The sequence below is a fragment of the Cryocola sp. 340MFSha3.1 genome, from assembly GCF_000383315.1.
Lineage (GTDB): Bacteria > Actinomycetota > Actinomycetes > Actinomycetales > Microbacteriaceae > Leifsonia.
On the sequence record NZ_KB911088.1, the window covers coordinates 923,177 to 946,380 of the forward strand.

The window sequence follows — 23,204 nt, forward strand, 5'->3', positions numbered from 1 at the left end:
ATGGGTCTCATGACCGACCCGAACGCCCCCGTCGAACCGACGGACCCGAACTCGCAGAACGGATCGGTCCCGCCGCCGCCGCCCGCCCCGCCCGCGTCCGACACGGGGGCCGTGCCGCCGCCCGCGCCGGGTTACGGTCAGCAGCCGCCGGCTCCGGACTACGGTCAGCAGCCGCCCGCTCCCGGATACGGTCAGCAGCCGCCCGCGCCGGGATACGGCCAGCAGCCACCGGCCCCGGGATACGGCCAGCAGTACCAGCAGCCCTACGGCCAGCAGCCGGGCCAGCCCCAGCAGCCGTACGGCCAGCCGGCATACGGGCAGCCCGCCCCCGGCTACACCCAGCCCTACGGGCAGCCCGCCGCCAAGTCGCCGATCCTGAGCATCCTGTCGCTCGTCGGCGGCATCCTCGGCATCGTGCTCAACATCGCCTGGGGCATCGGCTTCCTGTTCGGTATCGCGGCGGTCGTGCTCGGCTTCATCGGCCGCAACAAGGAGCCGCAGGCCAAGGGCTTCTGGCTCACCGGCATCATCCTCGGCTTCGTGAGCATCGCGATCGCGATCATCTACTGGATCTTCCTCGCGATCATCTTCGCGAGCATCGCGAACTACCAGGGCACGTACTGAGCAAAGCCCTGTGAAGCGGTTCGCCGACGGCCTCAGAGCCGTTCGGCGAGCAGCGCCGTGTGCCGCCCGGCGACCCTGGTGAGGATCAGGGTCGCCGGGCGGTCGCCGTTGAGGCTCAGCCGGCGGCGCAGTGCGGCGGGGTCCACATCCACCCCCCGCTTCTTGATCTCGAGGGTGCCGATGCCGCGCTGACGGAGAGCCTTCTTCAGGTCCTTCTCGGCGTACGGGAGCGTTTCGAGAACGCGGAAGCCGGCCGCGAACGGGGTCTCGGCGGGCCGGTCGGTCGTGATGTAGGCGATCTGCTCCGAGAGCATCCTGCCGCCCAGCCTGCGTGTGAGATCGCCGATGAGGCGCGCTCGGATGACCGCGCCATCCGGCTCGTAGAGGTACTCCCCGAGCGGACCGGCCTCCTCGTCGGGACTGTCGGCATCGGCGGTCAGTTCGTCCGCCCGATCGCCGCGGAGCACGAGTGCGGCGCGGTGGATGCCGGGCCGGGCCAGCGCTCCGAACCAGAGGCCCAGCTCGACGACCTGTCCGTCGGCGGAGACCCACTGCGCCTCCGCCGTCGAGGGGATGAGGTCGCGGTCGAATCCCGGACCGAGCTTCAGGCCGACCGATCGGCCGGTGGCGAGCTCGTACGCGAAGCCGAGCGACGGCGTGTAGTCGTCGGGGTCGGTGAGGCGCTCCGTCTGCGTGTGCCCGGCGGTCCGTCGTGCCGGGTCGAGGAAGACGCCGTCGATCTCGCGCAGGTCGACGTCTTCCGCCCGCCGCTGCTCGACCCGAGCGCTGGGGAACGGGGCCAGGTTGAAGGAGGCGATGGCCGCGGTGACCTCGTCGGCCTCGATCGCCAGGACGTCCAGCTCGAGGGCGGCGAGGGCGAGAGCGTCGCCGCCGATCCCGCAGCCGAGGTCGGCGACACGGCGGATCCCCGCCGCGCGGAACCGTCCGGCATGCCGCGCGGCGACCGGCAGCCGGGTGGCCTGCTCCAGGCCGGCCTCGGTGAAGAGCATCTGCGACGCGAAGTCGCCGAACTTGGCCACGGCCTTACGGCGCAGTTTCGACTGCGTGAGAACGGCCGCGACCAGCGCGGGGGAGTGGCCCTGCTTGCGGAGGTCGCTGACGATCGCGAGCACGTCCCGCTCGCTGTCGTAGGGCGGAAGGGAGTCGAGCAGCCGCAGTCCCTCCGGGCTCAGGAGGGCGACCAGCTCGGAGCGTTCCATGCGCTCAACGCTACCCTGGACGTGCCGCCCCGCCCGGTCTGGCACTCACGTTGCGTGACTGCTAACGCACCCCCTAGACTCGTGTTAGCACTCTCAGTGCGAGTTTGCTAATCAGTCTTAGTAGAGACACTGTTCTTCACAGGAAAGGGGTCAACGTGTCGGTCTCCATCAAGCCGCTCGAGGATCGCATCGTCATCAAGCAGGTCGAGGCTGAGCAGACCACTGCTTCCGGTCTGGTCATCCCCGACACCGCCAAGGAGAAGCCGCAGGAGGGCGAGGTCGTCGCGGTGGGCCCTGGTCGCATCGACGACAACGGCAACCGCATCCCGCTCGATGTCGCCGTCGGCGACAAGGTCATCTACTCGAAGTACGGCGGCACCGAGGTGAAGTTCGGCGGCGAGGACTACCTCGTCCTGTCGGCCCGCGACGTGCTCGCGGTCGTCGTCCGCTGACGCACCCCCTCTTCTCGACGGCCCGGATGCTCTGAGCATCCGGGCCGTCGTGGTGTCTGCGGTCGCAGGTAGAGTCGGACGAGTGGCATCCTCCGACGACCTCAGCTCCCACCGCACATCCGGACTCGTCTACGCGGTCTCCGCGTACGTCCTGTGGGGCATCCTCCCGATCTACTTCCTGGCGCTCGCGCCCGCCTCGGCCTGGGAGATCGTCGGCTGGCGCGTGATCTTCTCTCTCGGGTTCTGCGCGATCGCCCTCACGGTGACCCGCTCCTGGCGCGCGTTCACGGCGCTGCTCACCGACAAGCGCGTCCTGTTCACGATGGGCCTCGCCGGCGCTCTCATCTACGTCAACTGGCAGACGTATGTGCTGGCGACGGTGAACGGCCACGTCGTCGAGGCGGCCCTCGGTTACTTCATCAACCCGATCGTCACGGTGTTCCTCGGCGTCGTCGTCCAGCGCGAGAAGCTGCGCGTCGCCCAGTGGGTCGCCGTCGGCGTGAGCGTCGTCGCCGTCATCGTCCTCGCCGTCGGCTACGGCTCGATGCCGTGGATCGCCCTCATCCTCGCCTTCTCGTTCGGCCTGTACGGGCTGATCAAGAAGCGCGTGGGCAACCGGGTGGATGCGCTCTCCGGTCTCACCCTCGAGACGATGTGGCTGACCCCGGTGGCCATCATCCAGCTCGTCGTCGTCGGCGTCACCGCCGGGCTCACCATCGGCACCGCGGGCGTGTGGCACACCGTTCTGCTCGTCGGCGCCGGCGTCATCACGGCCGTCCCGCTGCTGTTCTTCGCCGCGGCATCCCGTCGCCTCCCGCTCGTCTACATGGGCTTCATCCAGTACTTCGCTCCGTTCATCCAGTTCATCGTCGGCGTCGCCGTGCTGCACGAGGCGATGCCGCCGGAGCGCTGGGTCGGCTTCGCGATCGTCTGGCTCGCGCTGCTCATCCTGAGCATCGACATGATCGTCGCCGCGCGACAGGGCAAGCGGGCGGCGGAGCTCGACCTGGCCCCGGTGGACTGACCGCGAAGCGGCCGGAATATCCGTCCAGATTCTGCCGTTACCATTGAGCATCCACAGTCGCGCGTCCTCACACGGGATGCATCTTTGAAGGGGTGAGATGGATCAGGCGGATCCGTTCGGTTTCATCGGTTTGACCTACGACGACGTCATGCTCCTCCCCGGGCATACCGACGTCATCCCGAGTGAGGCGGACACGTCCACCCGCTTGACCAAGCGCATCTCGATGGCGACTCCGCTGCTCTCGAGCGCCATGGACACCGTCACCGAGTCGCGCATGGCCGTCGCCATGGCGCGCCAGGGCGGCATCGGCATCATCCACCGCAACCTCTCGATCGAGGACCAGGCGGCGCACGTCGACAAGGTCAAGCGGTCCGAGTCGGGCATGATCACCAACCCGGTGACCACGACCCCGGACGCGACCGTCGAAGAGGTCGACGCACTGTGCGGCCAGTTCCGCGTCAGCGGTCTCCCCGTCGTCGAGCCGGACGGCACCCTCGTCGGCATCATCACCAACCGCGACATGCGTTTCGTGTCGCCGTTCGAGCGGTCGACCACCAAGGTCCGCGACGTCATGACCCGTCAGCCACTGATCACGGCTCCGATCGGCATCGACCCGGACGCGGCCGTCGCCATCTTCGCCGAGCACAAGATCGAGAAGCTCCCCCTGGTGGACGCCGACGGCAAGCTCGGCGGCCTCATCACGGTGAAGGACTTCGACAAGAGCGAGAAGTACCCCGACGCCACGAAGGACGACGAGGGCCGGCTCCGTGTCGGCGCCGCGATCGGCTTCTTCGGCGACGCCTGGCAGCGCGCGATGACCCTGGTCGACGCGGGCGTCGACGTGATCGTCGTCGACACCGCCAACGGCGACAGCGCCGGCGTTCTCGACATCATCCGCCGCCTCAAGGCCGAGCCCCGCGCGTCGCACGTCGACGTCATCGGCGGCAACGTCGCCACCCGTTCGGGCGCGCAGGCGCTCATCGACGCGGGCGCCGACGCCATCAAGGTCGGTGTCGGCCCTGGCTCCATCTGCACCACGCGCGTCGTCGCCGGTGTGGGTGTGCCCCAGGTGACCGCGGTCTACGAGGCGTCGCTCGCGGCGCGCGAGGCCAACGTCCCGCTCATCGCCGACGGCGGCCTCCAGTATTCGGGCGACATCGCGAAGGCGCTCGTCGCCGGTGCGGACAGCGTCATGCTCGGATCGCTGCTGGCCGGCACCTCCGAGTCGCCGGGCGAGCTCGTGTTCGTCAACGGCAAGCAGTTCAAGAACTACCGCGGGATGGGGTCGCTCGGCGCTCTGCAGACGCGCGGCAAGAAGACCTCCTACTCGCGTGACCGCTACTTCCAGGCGGATGTGCCGAGCGACGAGCAGCTGATCGCCGAGGGCATCGAGGGTCAGGTGCCGTTCCGCGGCCCGCTCTCCGCCGTCGCCTACCAGCTCGTCGGCGGACTGCGGCAGTCGATGTTCTACGTCGGCGCCCGCACCATCCCGGAGCTCAAGCAGAACGGCAAGTTCGTGCGCATCACCGCGGCGGGGCTCAAGGAGTCGCACCCGCACGACGTGCAGATGGTCGTGGAGGCTCCGAACTACCGTCGCTGACGCGCAGATCCCGGTCTGAGAAACCGCCGCCCGTTCCCTCGGGCGGCGGTTTCGTTTAGTCTGGAAGGCTTTGCCCGCCTCCCAGATCAGGATCACTCCATGAGCCACATCGACGTCTCCGGCGTCTCCTACACGCTCGCCGACGGCCGGCCGCTGCTCGACGACGTCTCGTTCCGGGTCGGGGATGGGCGCGTCGGCGCTCTGATCGGCGCGAACGGCGCGGGCAAGTCGACCCTGCTGCGCATCATCCGGGGTGAACTCCGGCCCGACGCGGGCGGCGTCGTCATCGACGGCGGCCTCGCGGTGATGGACCAGTTCGTCGGACACGTCCGCGACGACCGGACGGTGAACGACCTGCTGGTGGGAGTGGCTCCGAAGGCGGTGAAGGCCGCGGCCGAAGCGCTGGAGGCGGCCGAGAACGCCATCATCGAGCGCGACGAGACCGACACACAGCTGCGATATGCGAACGCGCTTGCCGAGTACGCCGACGCGGGCGGATACGAGCAGGAGGTCGTCTGGGACCAGTGCACGGTCGCCGCGCTCGGGGTCCCGTTCGAGCGTGCCCGATACCGCGCGGTCCGGACCCTGTCGGGCGGAGAGCAGAAGAGGTTGGTGCTGGAGGCGCTGCTGCGCGGTCCGGAACAGGTGCTGCTGCTCGACGAGCCGGACAACTACCTCGACGTGCCGGCCAAGCGCTGGCTGGAGGAGCAGCTCCGGGCGACGCACAAGACGGTGCTGGTCGTCTCGCACGACCGCGAGCTGCTCGCCAATGCGGCCGACCGCATCATCACGCTGGAGCTGGGGGCCGCCGGCAACACGACGTGGACGCACGGGGGAGGTTTCGCCGGCTACCACGACGCCCGGCGCGAGCGCATGGAGCGGCTCGAGGAGCTTCGCCGCCGGTGGGATGAGGAGCACGCGAAGCTGAAGGCGCTCGTGCTGCGCTTCAAGGAGAAAGCCAAGTACAACAGCGACCTCGCGAACGCCTACCAGGCCGCACAGACCCGGCTCGCCCGCTTCGAGACGGCCGGTCCGCCGCAGGCGGTGCCGCGCGAACAGAACGTCCGGATGCGCTTGACCGGCGCACGCACCGGCCGTCGCGTGCTCGAATGCACAGATCTCGAACTGACCGGGCTCATGCGGCCGTTCGACGCCGAGGTCTGGTTCGGTGAGCGCGTCGCGGTGCTCGGCTCGAACGGGTCTGGGAAGTCGCACTTCCTCCGGCTGCTCGCGGCCGGCGGCACGGATCCGGACCCGTCGGCCGGGCATCTCGCCGCGGCGGAGAACGCAGGCGCTCCCGTCCCGCATACGGGCAACGCCAAACTCGGCGCCCGCGTCGCTCCCGGTCTGTTCGCGCAGGCTCACGAGCATCCCGAACTGGTCGGACGGACGCTGCTGGAGATCCTGCATCGCGGAGACGAACGCCGCGATGGGATGCCCCGGGAGGCCGCGAGCCGGGTCCTCGATCGGTATGGTCTCGCCGGTGCCGCCGAGCAGACGTTCGACTCGCTGTCGGGCGGCCAGCAGGCGCGGCTGCAGATCCTGCTGCTCGAACTCTCCGGTGCGACGCTGCTGCTGCTCGACGAGCCGACCGACAACCTCGACCTGGTCTCGGCCGAGGCGCTCGAGGAGGGCCTCGCCGGCTTCGAGGGCACGGTGATCGCGGTCACGCACGACCGCTGGTTCGCTCGCGGGTTCGACCGCTTCCTGGTGTTCGGTTCCGACGGGGCGGTCTACGAGACCGACGAGCCGGTGTGGGACGAGCGGCGGGTCAGCCGCGCGCGCTGAGCTCGGCGATCCGGTCGATCGCCTCGGTGAGGACCTCCGGAGAGCACGCCAGGTTGAGGCGGATGAAACCGGCGCCGGGCGCACCGAACTCGATGCCGGGATTGACGGCGACGCGGGCCTCCTCGAGGATGCGCGTGGCAGGGTCGTCGCCCCAGCCGAGGGCGCGCAGATCGATCCAGGCCAGGTAACTGGCGAGCGGCTCCCGGTAGCGGGCGCGCGGCAGACGGTCGGTCAGCAGGACGGACAGCAGTTCGCGGTTGGTCTCGATTGCCCGCAGCACGTCGTCGAGCCAGGGTCGCCCATCCCGGAAGGCCGCTTCGGTGGCGATCCGGCCGAAGTGGCTGGTGCGCACCTCCACCTCGATGGGCAGGGCGTGGATGCGCTCGGCCTGCTCCGGCGACGCCGTCACGAACAGTGCGCACTTCAGGCCGGCCAGGTTCCAGGCCTTGCTGGCGGAGTGAGCGGCCACGCCGATCCGCCGCGCCTCCTCCGACACGGAGAGGAACGGCGTGAACGTCGCGTCGGTGTGCGTGAGCGGTGCGTGCACCTCGTCGCTCACGACGAACACACCGTGGTGGGCCGCCAGCGCGGCGACCGCCTCCAGCTCGGCGCGCGGGTGGACCAGACCGAGCGGATTGTGCGGGTTGCAGAGCAGGAACGCCTTCGCCCCACCCGCGAACGCCCGCTCCAGACCGGCGAGATCGAGCGCCCACCCGCGGCCGTCGGTCCCGCCTTCGAGGAGCGGCACCTCCTCGACCACACCCCCGGCCTCGGGGATCAGCTCGAAGAACGGCGGATAGACCGGCGGGGTGATGACCACGCGGTCGCCCGGCTCGATCAGCATCTGCAGGGCCTCGACGATCACCACGCTCACGTCGGTGGTGGTCCGCGTCTGCGCGGGGTCGACCTCCCAGCCCCACCGGTCGCGCGCGAAGTCGACGAACGCCCGCTGCGTGCGGTCGTCCGGCCCGATATAGCCGGTGTCGCTGCGGTCGACGGCCGCGTGCAGGGCCGCGGCGATCGGCGGGGCGAGCGGGTAGTCCATCTCGGCGACGAACAGCGGGAGGACGTCGTCGGGGTACGCGCGCCATTTCTCACTGGTGCGCTGGCGGAGACGGCTGAGGGGTTCGGCTTCGACGGTCACGAGACCACCTTTCCACAGGCCCCCGACGCCGAACAGGCGCGCGGCCTAGACTGAAGCGCGTGAGTATGGAGATCGAGATCGGCCGCGCCAAGCGCGCCCGCCGTGTGTACGCCTTCGACGACGTCGCCGTGGTTCCCAGCCGGCGCACCCGCGACCCGGAGGACGTCTCGGTCTCGTGGACGATCGACGCCTACCAGTTCTCCATCCCGTTCATCGCGGCCCCGATGGACTCGGTGGTCTCGCCGACCACGGCCATCATGATGGGCCAGCTCGGCGGCCTCGGCGTTCTCGACCTCGAGGGTCTGTGGACCCGCTACGAAGACCCGGAGCCCCTGCTCGCCGAGATCCGCGAGCTCCCGGCTGAGCGCGCGACGAGCCGGATGCAGGAGATCTACTCCGAGCCGATCAAGCCGGAGCTCGTCACCCGTCGCCTCGCCGAGATCCGCGAGGGAGGCGTCACGGTCGCGGGCGCACTCTCGCCGCAGCGCACGCAGGAGCTCTACGAGACGGTCGTCGACGCGGGCGTCGACCTTTTCGTGATCCGCGGGACCACGGTCTCGGCCGAGCACGTGTCGAAGAACGTCGAGCCGCTCAACCTCAAGAAGTTCATCTACGAGCTGGATGTGCCGGTCATCGTGGGCGGCGCCGCCACCTACACCGCGGCGCTGCACCTGATGCGCACCGGCGCGGCCGGAGTGCTCGTCGGCTTCGGCGGCGGGGCCGCGTCGACCACGCGATCCACCCTCGGCATCCACGCGCCCATGGCGACCGCCGTGGCCGACGTCGCCGGTGCGCGCCGCGACTACATGGACGAGTCGGGCGGCCGGTACGTGCACGTCATCGCCGACGGCGGCCTCGGCAGCTCGGGTGACATCGTCAAGGCCATCGCCTGCGGCGCCGACGCCGTCATGCTCGGCACCACGCTCGCCCGCGCCACCGATGCGCCCGGCGGCGGATGGCACTGGGGCGCCGAGGCGCACCACTCGCAGCTGCCGCGCGGCAATCGCGTCGCCGTCGGTCAGGTCGCGCCGCTCGAGGAGGTCCTCTACGGGCCGGCTCCGGTGGCCGAGGGCTCTGCGAATCTCGTGGGAGCCTTGCGCCGGAGCATGGCCACGACGGGATACTCGGACTTGAAGGAGTTCCAGCGCGTCGAGGTCGTCGTCGCGCCGTATCGTACGCAGTAGAGCAGCGCCGGCCGATGGCGGCCGGAGAGGGAGAGAACGATGGTGAAGTCCCAATCTGCCCCAGGCGGCGACAGGCACGCGACGCCCGCGTCGAACCCGGCCGTGACCTACCCGTCACGGCTCGGTCCGGCGGAGCGCGCCGCGGCGATCGCGGCGCTCAAAGACACGGAGCTCGACATCCTCGTGGTCGGCGGCGGCATCGTCGGAGCCGGATCCGCGGTGGATGCGGCGACCCGCGGTCTGACCACCGGACTCGTGGAGGCACGCGACTTCGCCTCCGGTACCTCCAGCCGCTCCTCCAAGTTGGTCCACGGCGGCATCCGGTACCTCGAGCAGCTCGACTTCCGCCTGGTCCGCGAGGCGCTCATCGAGCGCGGGCTGCTGCTGCAGCGCATCGCCCCGCACCTCGTGAAGCCCGTGCGCTTCCTGTACCCGCTGCACAAGCGGGTGTGGGAGCGCTTCTACATCGGCGCCGGCATGATGCTGTACGACATCTTCTCGTACACCGGCGGACGGCCTCCCGGTGTTCCGCACCACCGGCACCTCAGCAAGCGGCAGGTGCTGAACGCCATCCCGTCGATGAACAAGGACGCCCTGATCGGCGGCATCACGTACTACGACGCGCAGGTCGACGACGCCCGCTACGTCGCCAACCTGGTGCGCACGGCCGCGCACTACGGCGCCCACGTCGCCTCCCGCGTCAGGGTGGAGGGCTTCATCAAGGTCGGCGAGCGGGTGGTCGGCGTGCGCGCCCACGACCTCGAGACCGACGAGCGGTTCGACATCCGCGCCAAGCAGGTCGTGAACGCGACCGGCGTGTGGACGGACGACACGCAGTCGATGGTGGGGGAGCGCGGCCAGTTCAAGGTGCGCGCATCCAAGGGCATCCACCTCGTGGTGCCGCGGGACCGCTTCCAGTCGAAGATGGGCCTGCTGCTGCGCACCGAGAAGAGCGTGCTCTTCGTCATCCCGTGGGGCCGGCACTGGCTGATCGGCACCACGGACACCGACTGGCACCTCGACAAGGCGCACCCCGCGGCGACCGCCGCCGACATCGACTACCTGCTCGCGCACGTCAACGAGATCCTCAACATCCCGTTGACCCGGGAGGACGTCGAGGGCGTCTACGCGGGCCTCCGGCCGCTCCTCGCCGGTGAGTCCGAGCAGACGTCGAAGCTGTCGCGCGAGCATCTGGTCGCCCACTCGGTGCCGGGCCTCGTCGTGATCGCGGGCGGCAAGTGGACGACGTACCGGGTCATGGCGAAGGATGCGGTGGATGCCGCCGTCAGCGCGATCGACGGCAGGACTCCTCCCTCCACGACGATGGACATCGCCCTGGTCGGAGCCGAGGGATACCAGGCCGCGTGGAACCGCCGCCACCGGATCGCCCAGGAGTCCGGCCTCCACGTCGCCCGCATCGAGCACCTGCTGAACCGCTACGGCACGTTCGCGGAGGACATCCTCGCGCTCATCCGCGAGGACCCGTCGCTGGCCGACCCGCTGCCCGGAGCGGACGACTACGTCGGCGCCGAGGTCGTCTATGCGGCGACGCACGAGGGCGCCCTCCACCTGGAGGACGTGCTCGCCCGCCGCACCCGCATCTCGATCGAGGCGTGGGACCGCGGCGCCTCCGCCGCCCCGGTCGCCGCGTCGCTGATGGCGCGGGTGCTCGGCTGGGATTCGGAGCGGGAGGAGCGCGAGGTGCGGACCTACCTGCGCCGGGTCGAGGCGGAGCGCGCCAGTCAGTTGCAGCCCGACGACGAGTCCGCAGACCGCATCCGGCTCGAAGCGCCCGACATCGTGGAGGCCGACGCCGAAGCCGCGAAGGCGGCCGCATCGAAGGCCGGCACCCCGACGAGCGCCGACCAGGCGCCGAAGCACGTCGAGGGCGCCGGTGCGGAGGACGCGCCCGGGACCGACGGGTAGGCGCGACAGCGCAGGCTGAGAAGCACCGCAGAAGGCCCTCCCGGAGCTCGCTCTCCGGGAGGGCCTTCGCACGCCTCCGGTAGGCTGGATGCATACCCCCCTTATGCCGGCCGGCCCGGCGGATGGAGACGGATGATGGTAGACGTTCGACGGGTGAAGCTGCCCGGGGTCGGGGTGCTTCACACCTTCGTGACCGACGATGGCGGCAAAGTCGGCGTCATCGCGCACCGGTCCGGCCACAGCGACCTGATCACGTTCTCGGACCACGAAGACGGCAGCGACGTCACCAAGGTGTCGCTCCGGCTCAACGAGGATGAGGCCCACACGCTCGCGGAGCTGCTCGGCGGCACGCAGATCACCGAGGCTCTGACCGCGCTCGACCAGATCCCCGGTCTCAGCATCGACTGGTTCACCGTCGACTACGACGACTACATCGCCGGTCAGCAGCTCGGCGCGCCCGGCGACCGCGGCTTCGTCGGCCTCACGGTCGTCGCGGTCGTGCGCGGGGACTCCGCCAACCCGGCGCCCGCTCCCGACTTCAAGGTGTTCCCCGGGGACACGCTCGTGGTGGCCGGCACGCCGGAGAAGGTCGCGAAGGCGTTCTCGTTCTTCCGCACCGGCGAGGTCGCCCACCGTGTCACCGCCGACGCTCCGCCCGGAGGCTGATCGACGATGCATCTCGGCGAAGACCTCATCGTTCTCGGCATCCTCCTGCTCGTCGCGTACGTGCTCGGGCGCCTCGGCAGGTTGGTGAGTCTCCCCGCGATCCCCATCTACATGCTGGTCGGGTTGCTGGCCAGCCCGCACACCGGCTGGTTCCCGCTCAACTTCGAGAGCGACTACATCGAGCTCATCGCGATCTTCGGGCTCATCCTGCTGTTGTTCAACCTGGGTCTGGAGTTCGACCAGGACGAGTTCTTCGGCAACTTCGGCAAGCTGATCGTCTCCGGCGGCTCATACATCGTCATCAACATGGGCGTCGGCCTGATCTTCGGGTTCATGGTCGGGTGGGGCACCCGCGAGGCGCTCATCATCGCCGGCATGACGGCCACCTCATCGTCGGCGATCGTCACCAAACTGCTCATCGAACTGCGGCGGCTGGCGAACACCGAGACGCCGATGATCCTCGGTGTCACCGTCGTCGAGGACATCTTCATCGCCATCTACCTGGCGATCGTCTCCGTGGTGCTCAGCGGCGAGACCGACTTCTGGCCCGTGGTCGGCAAGCTCGCCATCGCGTTCGCCTTCCTCGTCGTGATGTTCACGATCGCGCGCTGGGGCGGCCGGTTCGTCTCGCGGCTGTTCCGCACGAAGGACGACGAGCTCTTCACCATCCTCTTCTTCGGTTTCGCGGTGCTGTTCGCCGGCATCGGAGAGCTGCTCGGCGTCACCGACGCGATCGGGGCCTTCCTCATCGGCCTCGTCCTCGGGGCGACGAAGTACCGCCGCAAGATCGAGCAGATCGCCATCCCGCTCCGGGATGTGTTCGCCGCCTTCTTCTTCCTCAACTTCGGCCTCGCGCTCGACCCGGCGAAGTTCCCGTCCGTGCTCCTGCCCGTCGGGATCGCCGTCGTCATGACGATCGTGCTCAACATCGGCGCCGGCCAGTTCGTGGCCTGGATCAACGGGATGGGCGTGCAGGCCGGCATCAACACCACCGTGATCCTGCAGAACCGTGGAGAGTTCGCCCTCATCCTCGCCACGCTGTCGCTCGCCGCCGGACTGGATGAGCGCATCCAGCCGTTCGCCGGTCTCTATGTGCTCATCATGGCGATCATCGGCCCGATCCTCGCAGCGAACTCCGAGAAGATCGGTGCGATGATCCTACGGTCCGGCCCGTCACGCCGACGGGAGCGGAAGAAGACGAAGAAGCGCGAGCCGATGCTGGACGAGGAGATCGCCCTGGTCGAGGCCGCGACCGCCGACCTCGAGTCCGACGCCCGGCGCGCGACGGAGAGCGTCGATGAGACACAGCGGGCCGTCGACAGGATGGTCGAGCGGGCCATGCAGGATGACACGAGCGGCGAACGGGAACGGGACTGACCATCGAGACGACCACGGGTGCCGAGCCGATCGCCGGCGAAACCACCCTCTTCCAGATGATGCGGCGCCCGCGGTGGATCGGCGCGCTGGTGTTCGCGCTGCTCCTCGCCGCCGGGTTCGCCTGGCTCGGTCAGTGGCAGCTCGAGCGGGCCGTCGAATCGGGCAAGGCGGTCGAGGCTCCCAGCGAGACCGTGCTCCCGCTCGCGGACGTCGCCGGTCCGTCGTCGCCCCTCCGCGATGTGGCCGTCGGGCAGCTGGTCGAGTTCACCGGGACGTTCGTGCCGGAGGACTACCAGCTGCTTCACGACCGGCTCAATAAGGGACGCAGCGGCTGGTGGGTCGTCGGTCACGTGAACCTCGAGCGCGACGGCCGACCGGTCGCGCTCGCCGTTGCGCGTGGGTGGGCTCCCGACAAGGCGGCCGCGCAGGCGGCGGTCGAGCGGCTGTCGCGGCAGGCGGACACGGATCCGCAGCGCATCGTCGGTCGCATCCTGCCCGACGAGCAGCCCGAGGCGCCGACCGACAAGAAGGATCCGACCGCGATGCGCACGCTCGGCGTCGGCGCCCTCTACAACCTCTGGACCGGGGTCGACGGCATGCCGGTCTACGCGGCCTACGTCGTCGAGCGCGGAGCGCCGGCGGGGTTGGTCCAGATCTACTCGCCCCCGCCGATCGCTCAGACCGAGCTGAACTGGCTCAACATCTTCTACGCGGCCGAGTGGATCATCTTCGCCGGGTTCGCGGTGTTCCTCTGGTACCGCCTGGTGAAGGACGCGAAGCAGCGGGAGGACGAGCTGCGCGAGGAGCAGCTGCTCGAACGTGAGAAGCGTGAGAAGCAGGATGCGATGGCCGGGAAGAACCCGCAGTCCGAGCCTTTAGAATAGGCCCATGCCCCTCGCTCCCAAGCTCGAAGACTTCCCGAAGATCCGCGGGGCGCTCCGGTTCTACCAGGTGTTCGCGTACGTCACGGGCATCATGCTGCTGCTCCTGTGCGCCGAGATGGTCGTCAAGTACGGGCTCGGCTACGAGCTTTTCGCATTCAGCAACTATGGCGCGCTGACCTTCGTCCCGGTCGAGACCGCCGTCGCTCCGACCGGGGTGGACCTGAGCACGGGCATCCTCATCGCACACGGCTGGCTGTACGTCGTGTACCTGATCTCCGACTTCCGCCTGTGGAGCCTGATGCGCTGGCCGTTCACGAAGTTCGTGATGATCGCCCTCGGCGGCGTCGTCCCGTTCCTCTCGTTCTTCGTGGAGGCGCGCATCACCAAGCAGGTGAAGTCCTACCTGGCCGGCCGCGAGGCCGAGGCAGCCGACCTCGTGGAGGCGACACATTAGCGGCGAGACAAGGAGCCCTGACCCGATGAGCACGGATGCGGCGTTCACCGATCTTCTGGGCGGAGCCGACTCCGCCAACCCGTCCGGGCCCGTCCTGGTCGTCGACTTCGGCGCGCAGTACGCGCAGCTGATCGCCCGGCGCGTGCGCGAGGCGAATGTCTACTCGGAGATCGTGCCGCACACGGTGACCGCGTCCGAGGTGGCCGCCAAGCGCCCCTCCGGGATCGTCCTCTCCGGCGGACCGTCCTCGGTGTACGAGGAGGGCGCACCGCGGCTCGACGAGGCCATCCTCGACCTCGGCGTCCCCGTGCTCGGCATCTGCTACGGCTTCCAGGTCATGGCGACCGCGCTCGGCGGCGAGGTCGCGAAGACCGGCCAGCGCGAGTACGGCTCGACCGCCGTGCGGATCAGCGACTCCGGCATCCTGCTCGACGGCCAGCCGGAGGAGCAGACGGCCTGGATGAGCCACGGCGACTCGGTCGCCCGCGCGCCAGAAGGGTTCGACGTCCTCGCGTCGACCGACGGAACGCCCGTCGCCGCCTTCGCGAACGACGAGCGCAAGCTGTACGGCGTCCAGTGGCATCCCGAGGTCAAGCACTCCACCTACGGCCAGGCCGTTCTCGAGAACTTCCTCCACCGGGCGGCCGGCATCCCGGCCGACTGGAACAGCGGCAACGTGATCGCCGACCAGGTGGCGGCCATCCGCGCCCAGGTCGGTTCGGGCCGCGTGATCTGCGCGCTCTCCGGCGGGGTCGACTCCGCCGTCGCCGCCGCGCTGGTCCACGAGGCCGTCGGCGACCAGCTGGTCTGCGTGTTCGTCGACCACGGCCTTCTCCGCAAGGATGAGGCGCGCCAGGTCGAAGAGGACTACGTCAAGGCGACGGGCGTCCGGCTCGTGACCGTCGATGCGCAGAAGCAGTTCCTCGACGCGCTCTCCGGCGTCAGCGACCCGGAGACGAAGCGCAAGATCATCGGCCGCGAGTTCATCCGCGTCTTCGAGAAGGCTCAGGCCGACCTGATCGCCGAGGCGGCCAGCGAGGGCGACCCCATCCGCTTCCTCGTCCAGGGCACTCTGTACCCGGACGTCGTCGAGTCGGGCGGCGGAACGGGCACGGCCAACATCAAGAGCCACCACAACGTCGGCGGCCTGCCGGAGGACCTCCAGTTCGAGCTGGTCGAGCCCCTCCGCACGCTGTTCAAGGACGAGGTGCGCGCCATCGGACGCGAGCTCGGACTGCCGGAGGAGATCGTCTCCCGCCAGCCGTTCCCCGGACCGGGCCTCGGCATCCGCATCGTCGGAGAGGTCACCCAGGAGCGTCTCGATCTGCTGCGCGACGCCGACGCCATCGTGCGCGCGGAGCTCACGGCCGCGGGCCTCGACGCAGAGATCTGGCAGTGCCCCGTTGTGCTGCTCGCGGACGTGCGCTCGGTCGGCGTGCAGGGCGACGGCCGGACCTACGGGCATCCCATCGTGCTGCGCCCGGTCTCCAGCGAGGACGCCATGACGGCCGACTGGACCCGCCTGCCGTACGACCTGCTGGCGAAGATCTCGAACCGCATCACCAACGAGGTGGATGGCGTGAACCGTGTCGTGCTCGACGTGACGTCGAAGCCGCCGGGGACCATCGAGTGGGAGTGATCCCGCACTGACGACAAAGGCCCGGGATGCTGAACCAGCATCCCGGGCCTTCGTCGTGAAACGTGGGTGTCAGTCGCGCGAGATCGCCAGCATGCGGAGGATCTCGAGGTACAGCCAGATGACCGTGACCATGATGCCGAAGGCACCCGACCAGCCGTAGATGCGCGGGGCGCGGTTCGCGACACCCTGCTTGATCGCGTCGAAGTCGAGCACCAGCGAGTAGGCGCCGAGCAGGACGACCAGGAGGCCGATGATCAGGCCCAGCTTGATGCCGGTGTTGCCGAGCTCGACGCTGTTCAGGCCGAAGCTGCCGCCGGTCACGCCCGTCCACATCAGGACCAGGTTGACCAGCGAGTAGGCGAGGTAGCCGAACATCGCGATGAGGAAGATCTTCGTCGCCTTCGCCGAGGCGCGGATCTTGCCTGAGGCGAAGAGCGCCAGAGTCACGCCCACGACGGCGAACGTCGCGATGACCGCCTGGATGACGATGCCTGACCACTGCGACTCGAAGAACATCGAGATCGCGCCGAGGAAGATGCCCTGCGCGGCCGAGTATCCGAGGATCAGGCCGGGGGACGGCTTGCGCTTGAAGATGTTGACGAGCGCCAGCACGAAGCCGACGATCGCGGCGGGGATGGCGAGAACAGGGACGAACCAGCCGACGCCGGCGCCCGCGAGCAGGAGAACGAAGCAGATCGCCGTCTTGGTGATGGTGTCTTCGACCGTCATCCGGTCGGTGTCCACGGCGGTCGCCGACGGCGACTGGTACATCTGCTCCAGTTTCTCGGCGGAGACGGTCGCCGCCTGACCGTTGGTGGAGAACGCCGGGTTCGTAGAGAAGGCCGGGTTGTTGAGTGCCATGAGCTCCTCGTTCTATGGGTGGACCGGTTGACGGTCGTCTTCAGTCAAATCTACGGGGTTCTTTTCTGAGAGTTCTGACAGATTGCCATGAATCGAATCGGATGGCGATCCATTTCGCGAGCCACGCGCCCCCGACGATGACCGCCGTGCTCGTGGCGATGGTGATCCAGCCGTGCTCGTAGTCGTGCACGAACAGCGGGAGGAGGACGCTCCACGCGACCGGGAGGACGAGCACGGCGAACGAGGGGAGCGGGCGGAGCCGGACGAGCAGCCAGGCCGCGAGGACGACCGCGTAGCACCAGGCGAAGCCGGAGCCGCCCAGCATGAGCCAGGTGAAACCCAGGACGGGAAGGGGGACGGCGACGCGCCGGCCGATCGTCGACGGGAGCACAGCCCAGCCGGCCGGCTGCATGAGCGATCCGATGAGGAGGAGCGTGAGGCTGTACGTCGTGGTCCCGAGCACGCACGCGGTTCCGACGACGAGCATCGCGAGTCCGACGATCAGTCGGGGGCGGTAGACGCCCCAGCGGAGCGGGAGCAGGGACGCGGGCTCCCTCCAGCCGCCGTGTGCAGGCGTGCCGGTGTCCGGCCGGGCGGGGTCGCGGGGCGCGGGGGCCGTGTTGGGGTCGGCGGACACCCGTCGATTCTGGCACTCCTCGCGCGTCCACGACCCGGCATGTCGGTGCCGGGGGCGGCGTGCGTGCTCCGAGCTAGGATCGGGCCATGCGCGCGCGAACGGCTCCGGTGGTCATCGGCCACCGCGGGGCTCCGGGGTATCGGCCGGAGCACACGCAGGGCTCGTACGAGCTGGCGTTCCAGCTCGGTGCCGACGCCGTCGAGCCCGACATCGTGGCGACGAAGGACGGAGTGCTCGTCCTCCGGCATGAGAACGAGATCTCGGGAACGACGGATGTCGCGGACCACACGGAGTTCGCCGATCGCCGGACGACCAAGGAGGTCGACGGGGTCGCGCTGACCGGCTGGTTCACCGAGGACTTCACCTGGGACGAACTGTCGACGCTGCGGGCGCGGGAGCGCATCCCGGCTCTGCGGCAGCACAGTTCGACCTTCGACGGGCACTACCCGATCCTCCGCCTGCGTGACCTGCTCGAGCTGATCGATCGCACGGGCGAGGGCTCTGGGCGGCCGCCGGGTCTCGTGGCCGAGCTGAAGCACGCGACGTACTTCGAGGCGGCGGGGTACCCGCTGGACGAACTGCTGTTGCGGGATCTCGCGGACGCGGGCTGGACGGACCGAGCCGGTGTGGTGGTCGAGAGCTTCGAGCGCACCGTCCTGGTGAAGCTGCACGAGCGCGGCTTCCGAGGTCGTCGCGTGTATCTGCTGGAGGATGCGGGCGCTCCGGCGGACCGTGTCGCCGCTCTCGGATCGTCGGCACCCGGGTACGACGCCGATCTCAGCCTGCGCGGTCTGTACGCGCTGGGCTCGGCGGCCCGCTCGGCAGCCGATCGGGTTGACGGAATCAGCGTCGAGACGTCGCTGGTGCTGTCCTCCGGCTCGGTGTCGATGGCGCTGTTCGGGGAGGACGACGGGGCGGACGTCGGCGCGGTCACGTCCGATCTGGTCGATCTCGCGCATTCCGCGGGCCTCGCCGTGTTCTGCTGGACGCTGCGTCCGGAGAACGGGATGCTCCCCGCCGAGTTCCGGACCGAGGGCGCGGAGGCGGCCTGGGGGGATTGGCGACGCCACTTCTCGATCCTGCTGCACTCGGGAGTGGACGGCGTGTTCGCCGACCATCCTGACCTGGCGGTGGCCGTGCGCGACGGTCGCTGACCACGCTCGCGGCCGAATGACGGTGGCAGCGACTAAAATCGACTGCAGACATGACGAGCCTTCCCGACGCCCCGCAGACCACCCCTTCCTCCGTCCCGATCATCCTGGACGGGTGGCAGGGCGACGGCACCGACGTCGACGCGACCCCGGGCTCCGGCCCGGGAACGGGCGGCGGGCGGGGCTCGCGCGGAACGGGAGGGCCCGGCGGTTCCGGCCACTGGCGCGGGCCGAGCGAGCGCCTGTTCGAGGGCCTCAACCCGCAGCAGCGTGAAGCGGCCGAGTATCGCGGCCAGGCGCTGCTGATTGTGGCGGGCGCCGGCTCCGGCAAGACCAGCGTCCTGACCCGGCGCATCGCCGGGCTGATCGAGAGCCGGGAGGCCTGGCCGAGCGAGATCCTGGCCATCACCTTCACCAACAAGGCGGCCAACGAGATGCGCGAGCGCGTCGAGCAGCTGCTCGGCGGCAAGGCGCAGGGAATGTGGATCTCGACGTTCCACTCGGCCTGCGTGCGCATCCTCCGGCGCGAGGCCGAGACGATCGGCAAGACTCCGAGCTTCACCATCTACGACTCGGGCGACTCTCGTGCCCTGCTGAAGCGCATCATCAAGGAGCTCGACGCCGACACTCTCGGATTCACCGTCGGCAGCGCGGCGAACCGCATCTCGAAGCTCAAGAACGAGCTGACCGATCTGGAGACCCACGCACGCTCGGCCAACCTCAGTGACCCGCAGGAGGTCATGTTCCTCGAGATCTTCCGCCAGTACACGCGGGAGCTCCGACGCGCGAACGCTTTCGACTTCGACGACCTGATCGCCGAGACGGTGTTCCTCTTCCGCGCCTTCCCGCGGGTGGCGGCGTTGTACCAGAGCCGGTTCCGGCACATCCTGGTCGACGAGTACCAGGACACCAACCACGCGCAGTACTCGCTGATCCGCGAGCTCACCATGCCGGTAGCTCCGGACATCGCCGACGACCTGGAGGCCCACGGCCGCAATGTCGGCCCGCTGCGCGATGCTGCGGGCGTCATCCCGAGCGCCTCTCTCACGGTGGTCGGCGACTCGGACCAGTCGATCTACGCGTTCCGTGGTGCAGACATCCGCAACATCGTCGAGTTCGAGCGCGACTTCCCCGGCGCGAAGGTGGTGCTGCTGGAGCAGAACTACCGCTCGACGCAGAACATCCTCAGCGCTGCCAACGCGGTCATCTCCAACAACTTCGACCGCAAGGACAAGAAGCTGTGGACCGCCGTCGGAGACGGCGAGAAGATCGTCGGGTACACCGGGTACTCGGGCCACGACGAGGCCCAGTTCGTGGCCGACGAGATCGAGAAGCTGCACAGCGCGGGGATGGACTACAAGGACATCGCCGTCTTCTACCGCACCAACGCCCAGACGCGTGCGCTGGAGGAGATCTTCATCCGTTCGGCGTTGCCGTACAAGGTGATGGGCGGCACGAAGTTCTACGAGCGGGCCGAGATCAAGGACGCCATGGCGTATCTGATCACGGTCGCGAACCCGAGCGACATGCTGGCGCTCCGCCGCATCCTGAACACGCCGAAGCGCGGCATCGGACCGGCGACGGAGACGCAGCTGGCGAGCTACGCGGAGGACAACGGACTCACGTTCCGTGCGGCCATGCGCGACGCCGGCTCCTTGGGTCTCGGCCCGAAGGTGACGAACGCGATCCTGCAGCTGTCGAATCTTCTGGACGAGGCGGCCGCCAAGATCGACCCGTCGAATCCGGCCGGGGTCTCGCCGGTCGCAGACATCCTGACCTTCCTGCTGGACGGCAGCGGCTACCTGGACGTGCTGCGCAACAGCCGCGACCCGCAGGATGAGGCGCGCGCCGAGAACGTGGACGAGCTCGTGGCTGTGACCCGCGAGTTCGCGCGCAACAACCCGGACGGGACGCTGGTCGACTTCCTCACCGAGGTATCGCTGGTCGCTGCCGCGGATGAGATCGACGACTCGAGCGGCTCGGTGTCGCTGATGACGCTGCACACGGCGAAGGGCTTGGAGTACGACGCCGTGTTCCTGACCGGCATCGAGGAGGACCTCCTCCCGCACCGGATGTCGGCGAACGAGCCCGGCGGCCCGGCGGAGGAGCGTCGCCTGTTCTACGTGGGCATCACGCGAGCGAAGAAGCGCCTGTTCCTGTCGCTGGCGATGACGCGGGCGCAGTTCGGCGAGACCGCGGTCGCGATGCCGAGTCGCTATCTGCAAGAGATCCCCGCCGATCTGATCGATTGGCGCCAGTCGCCGGGTTCGGCGAACGGCCGCGGCGGCACGCAGTCCCGCGCGCTCAACGCCAGGCGTCCGGGTCTGGGAGCCGGTTCCGGCGGGACCGGGTGGAACGACCCGCTCTCGTCGTCGACGTTCCGCCAGGAGCGCCCGAAGGCGGAGTGGCCGAACCGCGTCACGGGCAAGGTCCGCGACAACGGCGACCTGGAGTTGGCGCCCGGCGACCGCATCCGCCACGCCGACTTCGGCGAGGGCCGGGTCACCCAGGTGACCGGGCAGGGCGCCAAGCGCGTCGCGCATGTCCAGTTCGACAAGGTGGGCGCGAAGAAGCTCCTCATCAAGATCGCCCCGATCGACAAGCTGTGACGGCGGCTGCCCCGGCAGAGCGGAAGGGCGGAGCGCCGCGCAACCTCGAGGTGGGTCTGCGGGCGGCCGTCGCTGTCGCGGTGCCGTTGTTCATCCTCTTCGCGGTCGACCGTCTCGATCTGACGGCGTACGCCACCTTCGGCGCCTTCACGGCGCTCTATGGAAGGAACGAGCCGTATCGGGTGCGGGTGCGGACCCTCACCGTCGCCGCCCTTGCGCTGCTTCTCAGCATCTCCGCCGGCGTGGGTCTCGCCGTGCTCGGTGAACCGCTCGCGCTCGTGGCCGTCGCACTGGTGCTGGTCGTCGGCGGTGGAACCGTGTTCGTCACGGTCTTCCAGATGATGCCGCCGCAGGCGCTGTTCTTCGTCTTCGCTCTGCTGGTCTGTGCCGCCGTGCCGACTCCGGCGGCGGACGCGCTCCCGCGCATCGGCCTCGCCGCGGCGGCGGCGGCGTTCGCATGGCTGCTGACCATGTCCGGCTGGGCCGTGCGTCGCATCCCGGGCGTCTCGCGCAGTGCGTTGGGGCGCTCCGGGTTCGTGCCCGACCTGCGTCGGCGGCCCGGCATCGACCTCGCGGCCGTGCGGGATCCGCGGGTCTGGCTCACCGTCGCGCAGAACGTCGCCGGTGTGCTGATCGCCGGCGGCGTCGCCCTCGCGTTCGGACTGGGTCACGCCTATTGGGCCGTGGTGAGCGTCGTGGCCGTGATCCCTCCTGCGCGGGCGGCCCACTCCATCTCGCGTTCCCTGCACCGGATCGTGGGCACGATCGTCGGCGTCGCCGTCACGGCCGTGCTCCTGGTCTGGTCGCCTCCCGCGATCGTGGTGATTTGCGTGATCGTGGTGTGCCAGTTCTTCGCAGAGATCCTCGTCGCGAGGCACTACGGCGCGGCTCTGGTGTTCATCACTCCGCTGGCTCTGTCGGTCTCGCACCTGGCGAGTCCGACACCGTTGAACGTCCTGGTCGTCGACCGCGTCCTGGAGACGGTTCTCGGTGCGGGCGTCGGTATCGCATTGGTGCTTCTCGCCCGCGTCGTCGAGCGTCGGCGCGGTCTCGCCGCCTAGCGCGGCGCGGTCGGCTTCATCGCGGCACGGTCGCCGGCGGCGGCTGGACGCGCTCTGCGCACCGCACGTCGGAGCTTCGCCCGGTAGCGCTCGCGCGGGAGATGGCGCAGGGGGAGCGGCAGGCGGGGGTAGACCGCCGCCGTCCACCGGATCGCGCGGTCGAACCGGCGCTGGCGCTGCTCGTTCCAGGCGAGATCGAACTGACGTCGCACCGCGTCGGGCAGAAGGCCGGCCGTGACGAGCCGCACCAGAGGCAGTATCGGGCGGAGCCACCACGGCATCCGACGCGGGTACAGGATCTGCCGTGAGACCGCTCGTACGTCGTCGTCCACCCGGAGCGCCAGGATCATCCCGTCCCAGTAGGCGTCGAAGTCTGCGCGCCGGGCCGGCCACCGGTCGTGGGTGAGCTGCAGATTGGACAGTGCTCGCGAGAGCTCGTCGTACGCTCGGTCCGCCTGCGCCGGAGTGAGCGGGCCGAAGACCCGCCGGTGCAGGTCCATCACCGTCTGGTAGAGCGTGGCGGCCACCCAGAGCTGGAGCTCCGGATCGAAGGCGTTGTAGGCCGATCCATCTGCCGAGTTCTCCCCGCGGACGGCCGCATGCGCTCGGTTCACGATCCTCCGCATGGCCGCGAGCTCCGCCTCCGAGCCGAACATCGTCGCCGTGAGATAGAGCATCGTGCCGTCGAACCGGTCCATGAGCCGCTCGGCGAAGTCGCTGTGCTCGACGACGCCGCGGCCGACCGAGGGATGCGCGATCTGCAACAGAAGAGCGCGGCCCCCGCCCGCCAAGGTCAGCGCCTCGGAGACGATGTCCTCGACCTCGACGGGCCGATCGCGGGGATTTCTGCGCACCCGGACATCCTGTCGTCGGCTCCTGCGAGTGACCGGAGAGTGAGAGTTG

Annotated in this window: 20 protein-coding genes; 15 read left to right on the forward strand and 5 right to left on the reverse strand. The window is 69.3% G+C overall.

Annotation, left to right across the window (positions count from 1 at the left end):
• The first annotated feature begins 9 nt into the window (after positions 1-9).
• The gene (locus tag H284_RS0115515) at positions 10-624 is read left to right on the forward strand and encodes a DUF4190 domain-containing protein (protein WP_020076959.1); all 615 of its coding nucleotides are present in this window, start codon (positions 10-12) and stop codon (positions 622-624) included.
• A gap of 32 nt (positions 625-656) precedes the next feature.
• Here the strand turns inward: H284_RS0115515 and H284_RS0115520 are convergent, their stop codons facing one another.
• On the reverse strand, positions 657-1,844 hold the full coding sequence (locus tag H284_RS0115520; RefSeq protein ID WP_020076960.1) for a class I SAM-dependent methyltransferase: 1,188 nt from the start codon (positions 1,842-1,844) through the stop codon (positions 657-659).
• 155 nt (positions 1,845-1,999) lie between these two features.
• On the opposite strand from H284_RS0115520, the gene groES reads away from it, so the two are divergent.
• The 4 genes from groES to H284_RS0115540 all read left to right on the forward strand — a co-directional run bounded on the left by groES (position 2,000) and on the right by H284_RS0115540 (position 6,708).
• On the forward strand, positions 2,000-2,296 hold the full coding sequence (gene groES, locus H284_RS0115525) for a co-chaperone GroES (RefSeq protein ID WP_018191921.1): 297 nt from the start codon (positions 2,000-2,002) through the stop codon (positions 2,294-2,296).
• Between the two features lie 82 nt (positions 2,297-2,378).
• Positions 2,379-3,320 carry an EamA family transporter RarD gene (gene rarD, locus H284_RS0115530; protein ID WP_020076961.1) on the forward strand — a complete coding sequence of 314 codons (942 nt, stop codon included), beginning with the start codon at positions 2,379-2,381 and terminating at the stop codon, positions 3,318-3,320.
• A gap of 97 nt (positions 3,321-3,417) precedes the next feature.
• Positions 3,418-4,920: an IMP dehydrogenase gene (gene guaB / locus H284_RS0115535; protein ID WP_018191919.1), complete on the forward strand. Its 1,503-nt coding sequence runs from the start codon at positions 3,418-3,420 to the stop codon at positions 4,918-4,920.
• Between the two features lie 99 nt (positions 4,921-5,019).
• Positions 5,020-6,708 carry an ABC-F family ATP-binding cassette domain-containing protein gene (locus H284_RS0115540; RefSeq protein WP_020076962.1) on the forward strand — a complete coding sequence of 563 codons (1,689 nt, stop codon included), beginning with the start codon at positions 5,020-5,022 and terminating at the stop codon, positions 6,706-6,708.
• Here the strand turns inward: H284_RS0115540 and H284_RS0115545 are convergent.
• On the reverse strand, positions 6,692-7,852 hold the full coding sequence (locus H284_RS0115545; protein WP_020076963.1) for a MalY/PatB family protein: 1,161 nt from the start codon (positions 7,850-7,852) through the stop codon (positions 6,692-6,694). The two genes, H284_RS0115540 and H284_RS0115545, sit on opposite strands and share 17 nt — an antisense overlap.
• Before the next feature lie 65 nt (positions 7,853-7,917).
• On the opposite strand from H284_RS0115545, the gene H284_RS0115550 reads away from it, so the two are divergent.
• The 7 genes from H284_RS0115550 to guaA all read left to right on the forward strand — a co-directional run bounded on the left by H284_RS0115550 (position 7,918) and on the right by guaA (position 15,982).
• Positions 7,918-9,036 carry a GuaB3 family IMP dehydrogenase-related protein gene (locus tag H284_RS0115550; RefSeq protein WP_018191916.1) on the forward strand — a complete coding sequence of 373 codons (1,119 nt, stop codon included), beginning with the start codon at positions 7,918-7,920 and terminating at the stop codon, positions 9,034-9,036.
• Between the two features lie 39 nt (positions 9,037-9,075).
• Positions 9,076-10,962 (forward strand): glycerol-3-phosphate dehydrogenase/oxidase, encoded by a 1,887-nt coding sequence (locus tag H284_RS0115555; protein WP_442911227.1) that lies wholly within the window; start codon positions 9,076-9,078, stop codon positions 10,960-10,962.
• 135 nt (positions 10,963-11,097) lie between these two features.
• Positions 11,098-11,628 (forward strand): cation:proton antiporter regulatory subunit, encoded by a 531-nt coding sequence (locus H284_RS0115560; RefSeq protein WP_026307269.1) that lies wholly within the window; start codon positions 11,098-11,100, stop codon positions 11,626-11,628.
• A 6-nt stretch (positions 11,629-11,634) separates the two neighbouring features.
• Entirely contained in the window at positions 11,635-13,005 is a 1,371-nt protein-coding gene (locus tag H284_RS0115565; protein WP_020076964.1) for a cation:proton antiporter, read from the forward strand.
• A 56-nt stretch (positions 13,006-13,061) separates the two neighbouring features.
• Positions 13,062-13,889: an SURF1 family protein gene (locus H284_RS0115570; RefSeq protein WP_020076965.1), complete on the forward strand. Its 828-nt coding sequence runs from the start codon at positions 13,062-13,064 to the stop codon at positions 13,887-13,889.
• 4 nt (positions 13,890-13,893) lie between these two features.
• Positions 13,894-14,343 carry a DUF3817 domain-containing protein gene (locus H284_RS0115575; protein WP_018191911.1) on the forward strand — a complete coding sequence of 150 codons (450 nt, stop codon included), beginning with the start codon at positions 13,894-13,896 and terminating at the stop codon, positions 14,341-14,343.
• A gap of 25 nt (positions 14,344-14,368) precedes the next feature.
• A complete protein-coding gene (gene guaA / locus H284_RS0115580; protein ID WP_018191910.1) occupies positions 14,369-15,982 on the forward strand; it encodes a glutamine-hydrolyzing GMP synthase in 1,614 nt (537 codons plus the stop codon).
• A gap of 69 nt (positions 15,983-16,051) precedes the next feature.
• Here the strand turns inward: guaA and H284_RS0115585 are convergent, their stop codons facing one another.
• Together H284_RS0115585 and H284_RS0115590 are read right to left on the reverse strand one after the other, a co-directional pair.
• The gene (locus tag H284_RS0115585) at positions 16,052-16,843 is read right to left on the reverse strand and encodes a Bax inhibitor-1/YccA family protein (RefSeq protein WP_018191909.1); all 792 of its coding nucleotides are present in this window, start codon (positions 16,841-16,843) and stop codon (positions 16,052-16,054) included.
• Positions 16,844-16,883: 40 nt separating this feature from the next.
• On the reverse strand, positions 16,884-17,480 hold the full coding sequence (locus tag H284_RS0115590) for a hypothetical protein (protein ID WP_020076966.1): 597 nt from the start codon (positions 17,478-17,480) through the stop codon (positions 16,884-16,886).
• Positions 17,481-17,566: 86 nt separating this feature from the next.
• Here H284_RS0115590 and H284_RS0115595 point away from each other — a divergent pair, with 86 nt between their 5' ends.
• From H284_RS0115595 to H284_RS0115605, 3 genes are read left to right on the forward strand one after another with little or no spacing between them, the layout of a single operon-like run.
• Positions 17,567-18,634 (forward strand): glycerophosphodiester phosphodiesterase family protein, encoded by a 1,068-nt coding sequence (locus tag H284_RS0115595; protein ID WP_020076967.1) that lies wholly within the window; start codon positions 17,567-17,569, stop codon positions 18,632-18,634.
• A 50-nt stretch (positions 18,635-18,684) separates the two neighbouring features.
• Complete coding sequence (locus tag H284_RS0115600) at positions 18,685-21,240, forward strand: ATP-dependent helicase (RefSeq protein WP_020076968.1); 2,556 nt, start codon at positions 18,685-18,687, stop codon at positions 21,238-21,240.
• The gene (locus tag H284_RS0115605) at positions 21,237-22,301 is read left to right on the forward strand and encodes an FUSC family protein (RefSeq protein ID WP_020076969.1); all 1,065 of its coding nucleotides are present in this window, start codon (positions 21,237-21,239) and stop codon (positions 22,299-22,301) included. Before H284_RS0115600 ends, H284_RS0115605 begins: the two co-directional genes overlap by 4 nt.
• Here H284_RS0115605 and H284_RS0115610 read toward each other — a convergent pair.
• Entirely contained in the window at positions 22,298-23,155 is an 858-nt protein-coding gene (locus tag H284_RS0115610) for an oxygenase MpaB family protein (RefSeq protein ID WP_020076970.1), read from the reverse strand. The two genes, H284_RS0115605 and H284_RS0115610, sit on opposite strands and share 4 nt — an antisense overlap.
• Between the last annotated feature and the right edge of the window lie 49 nt (positions 23,156-23,204).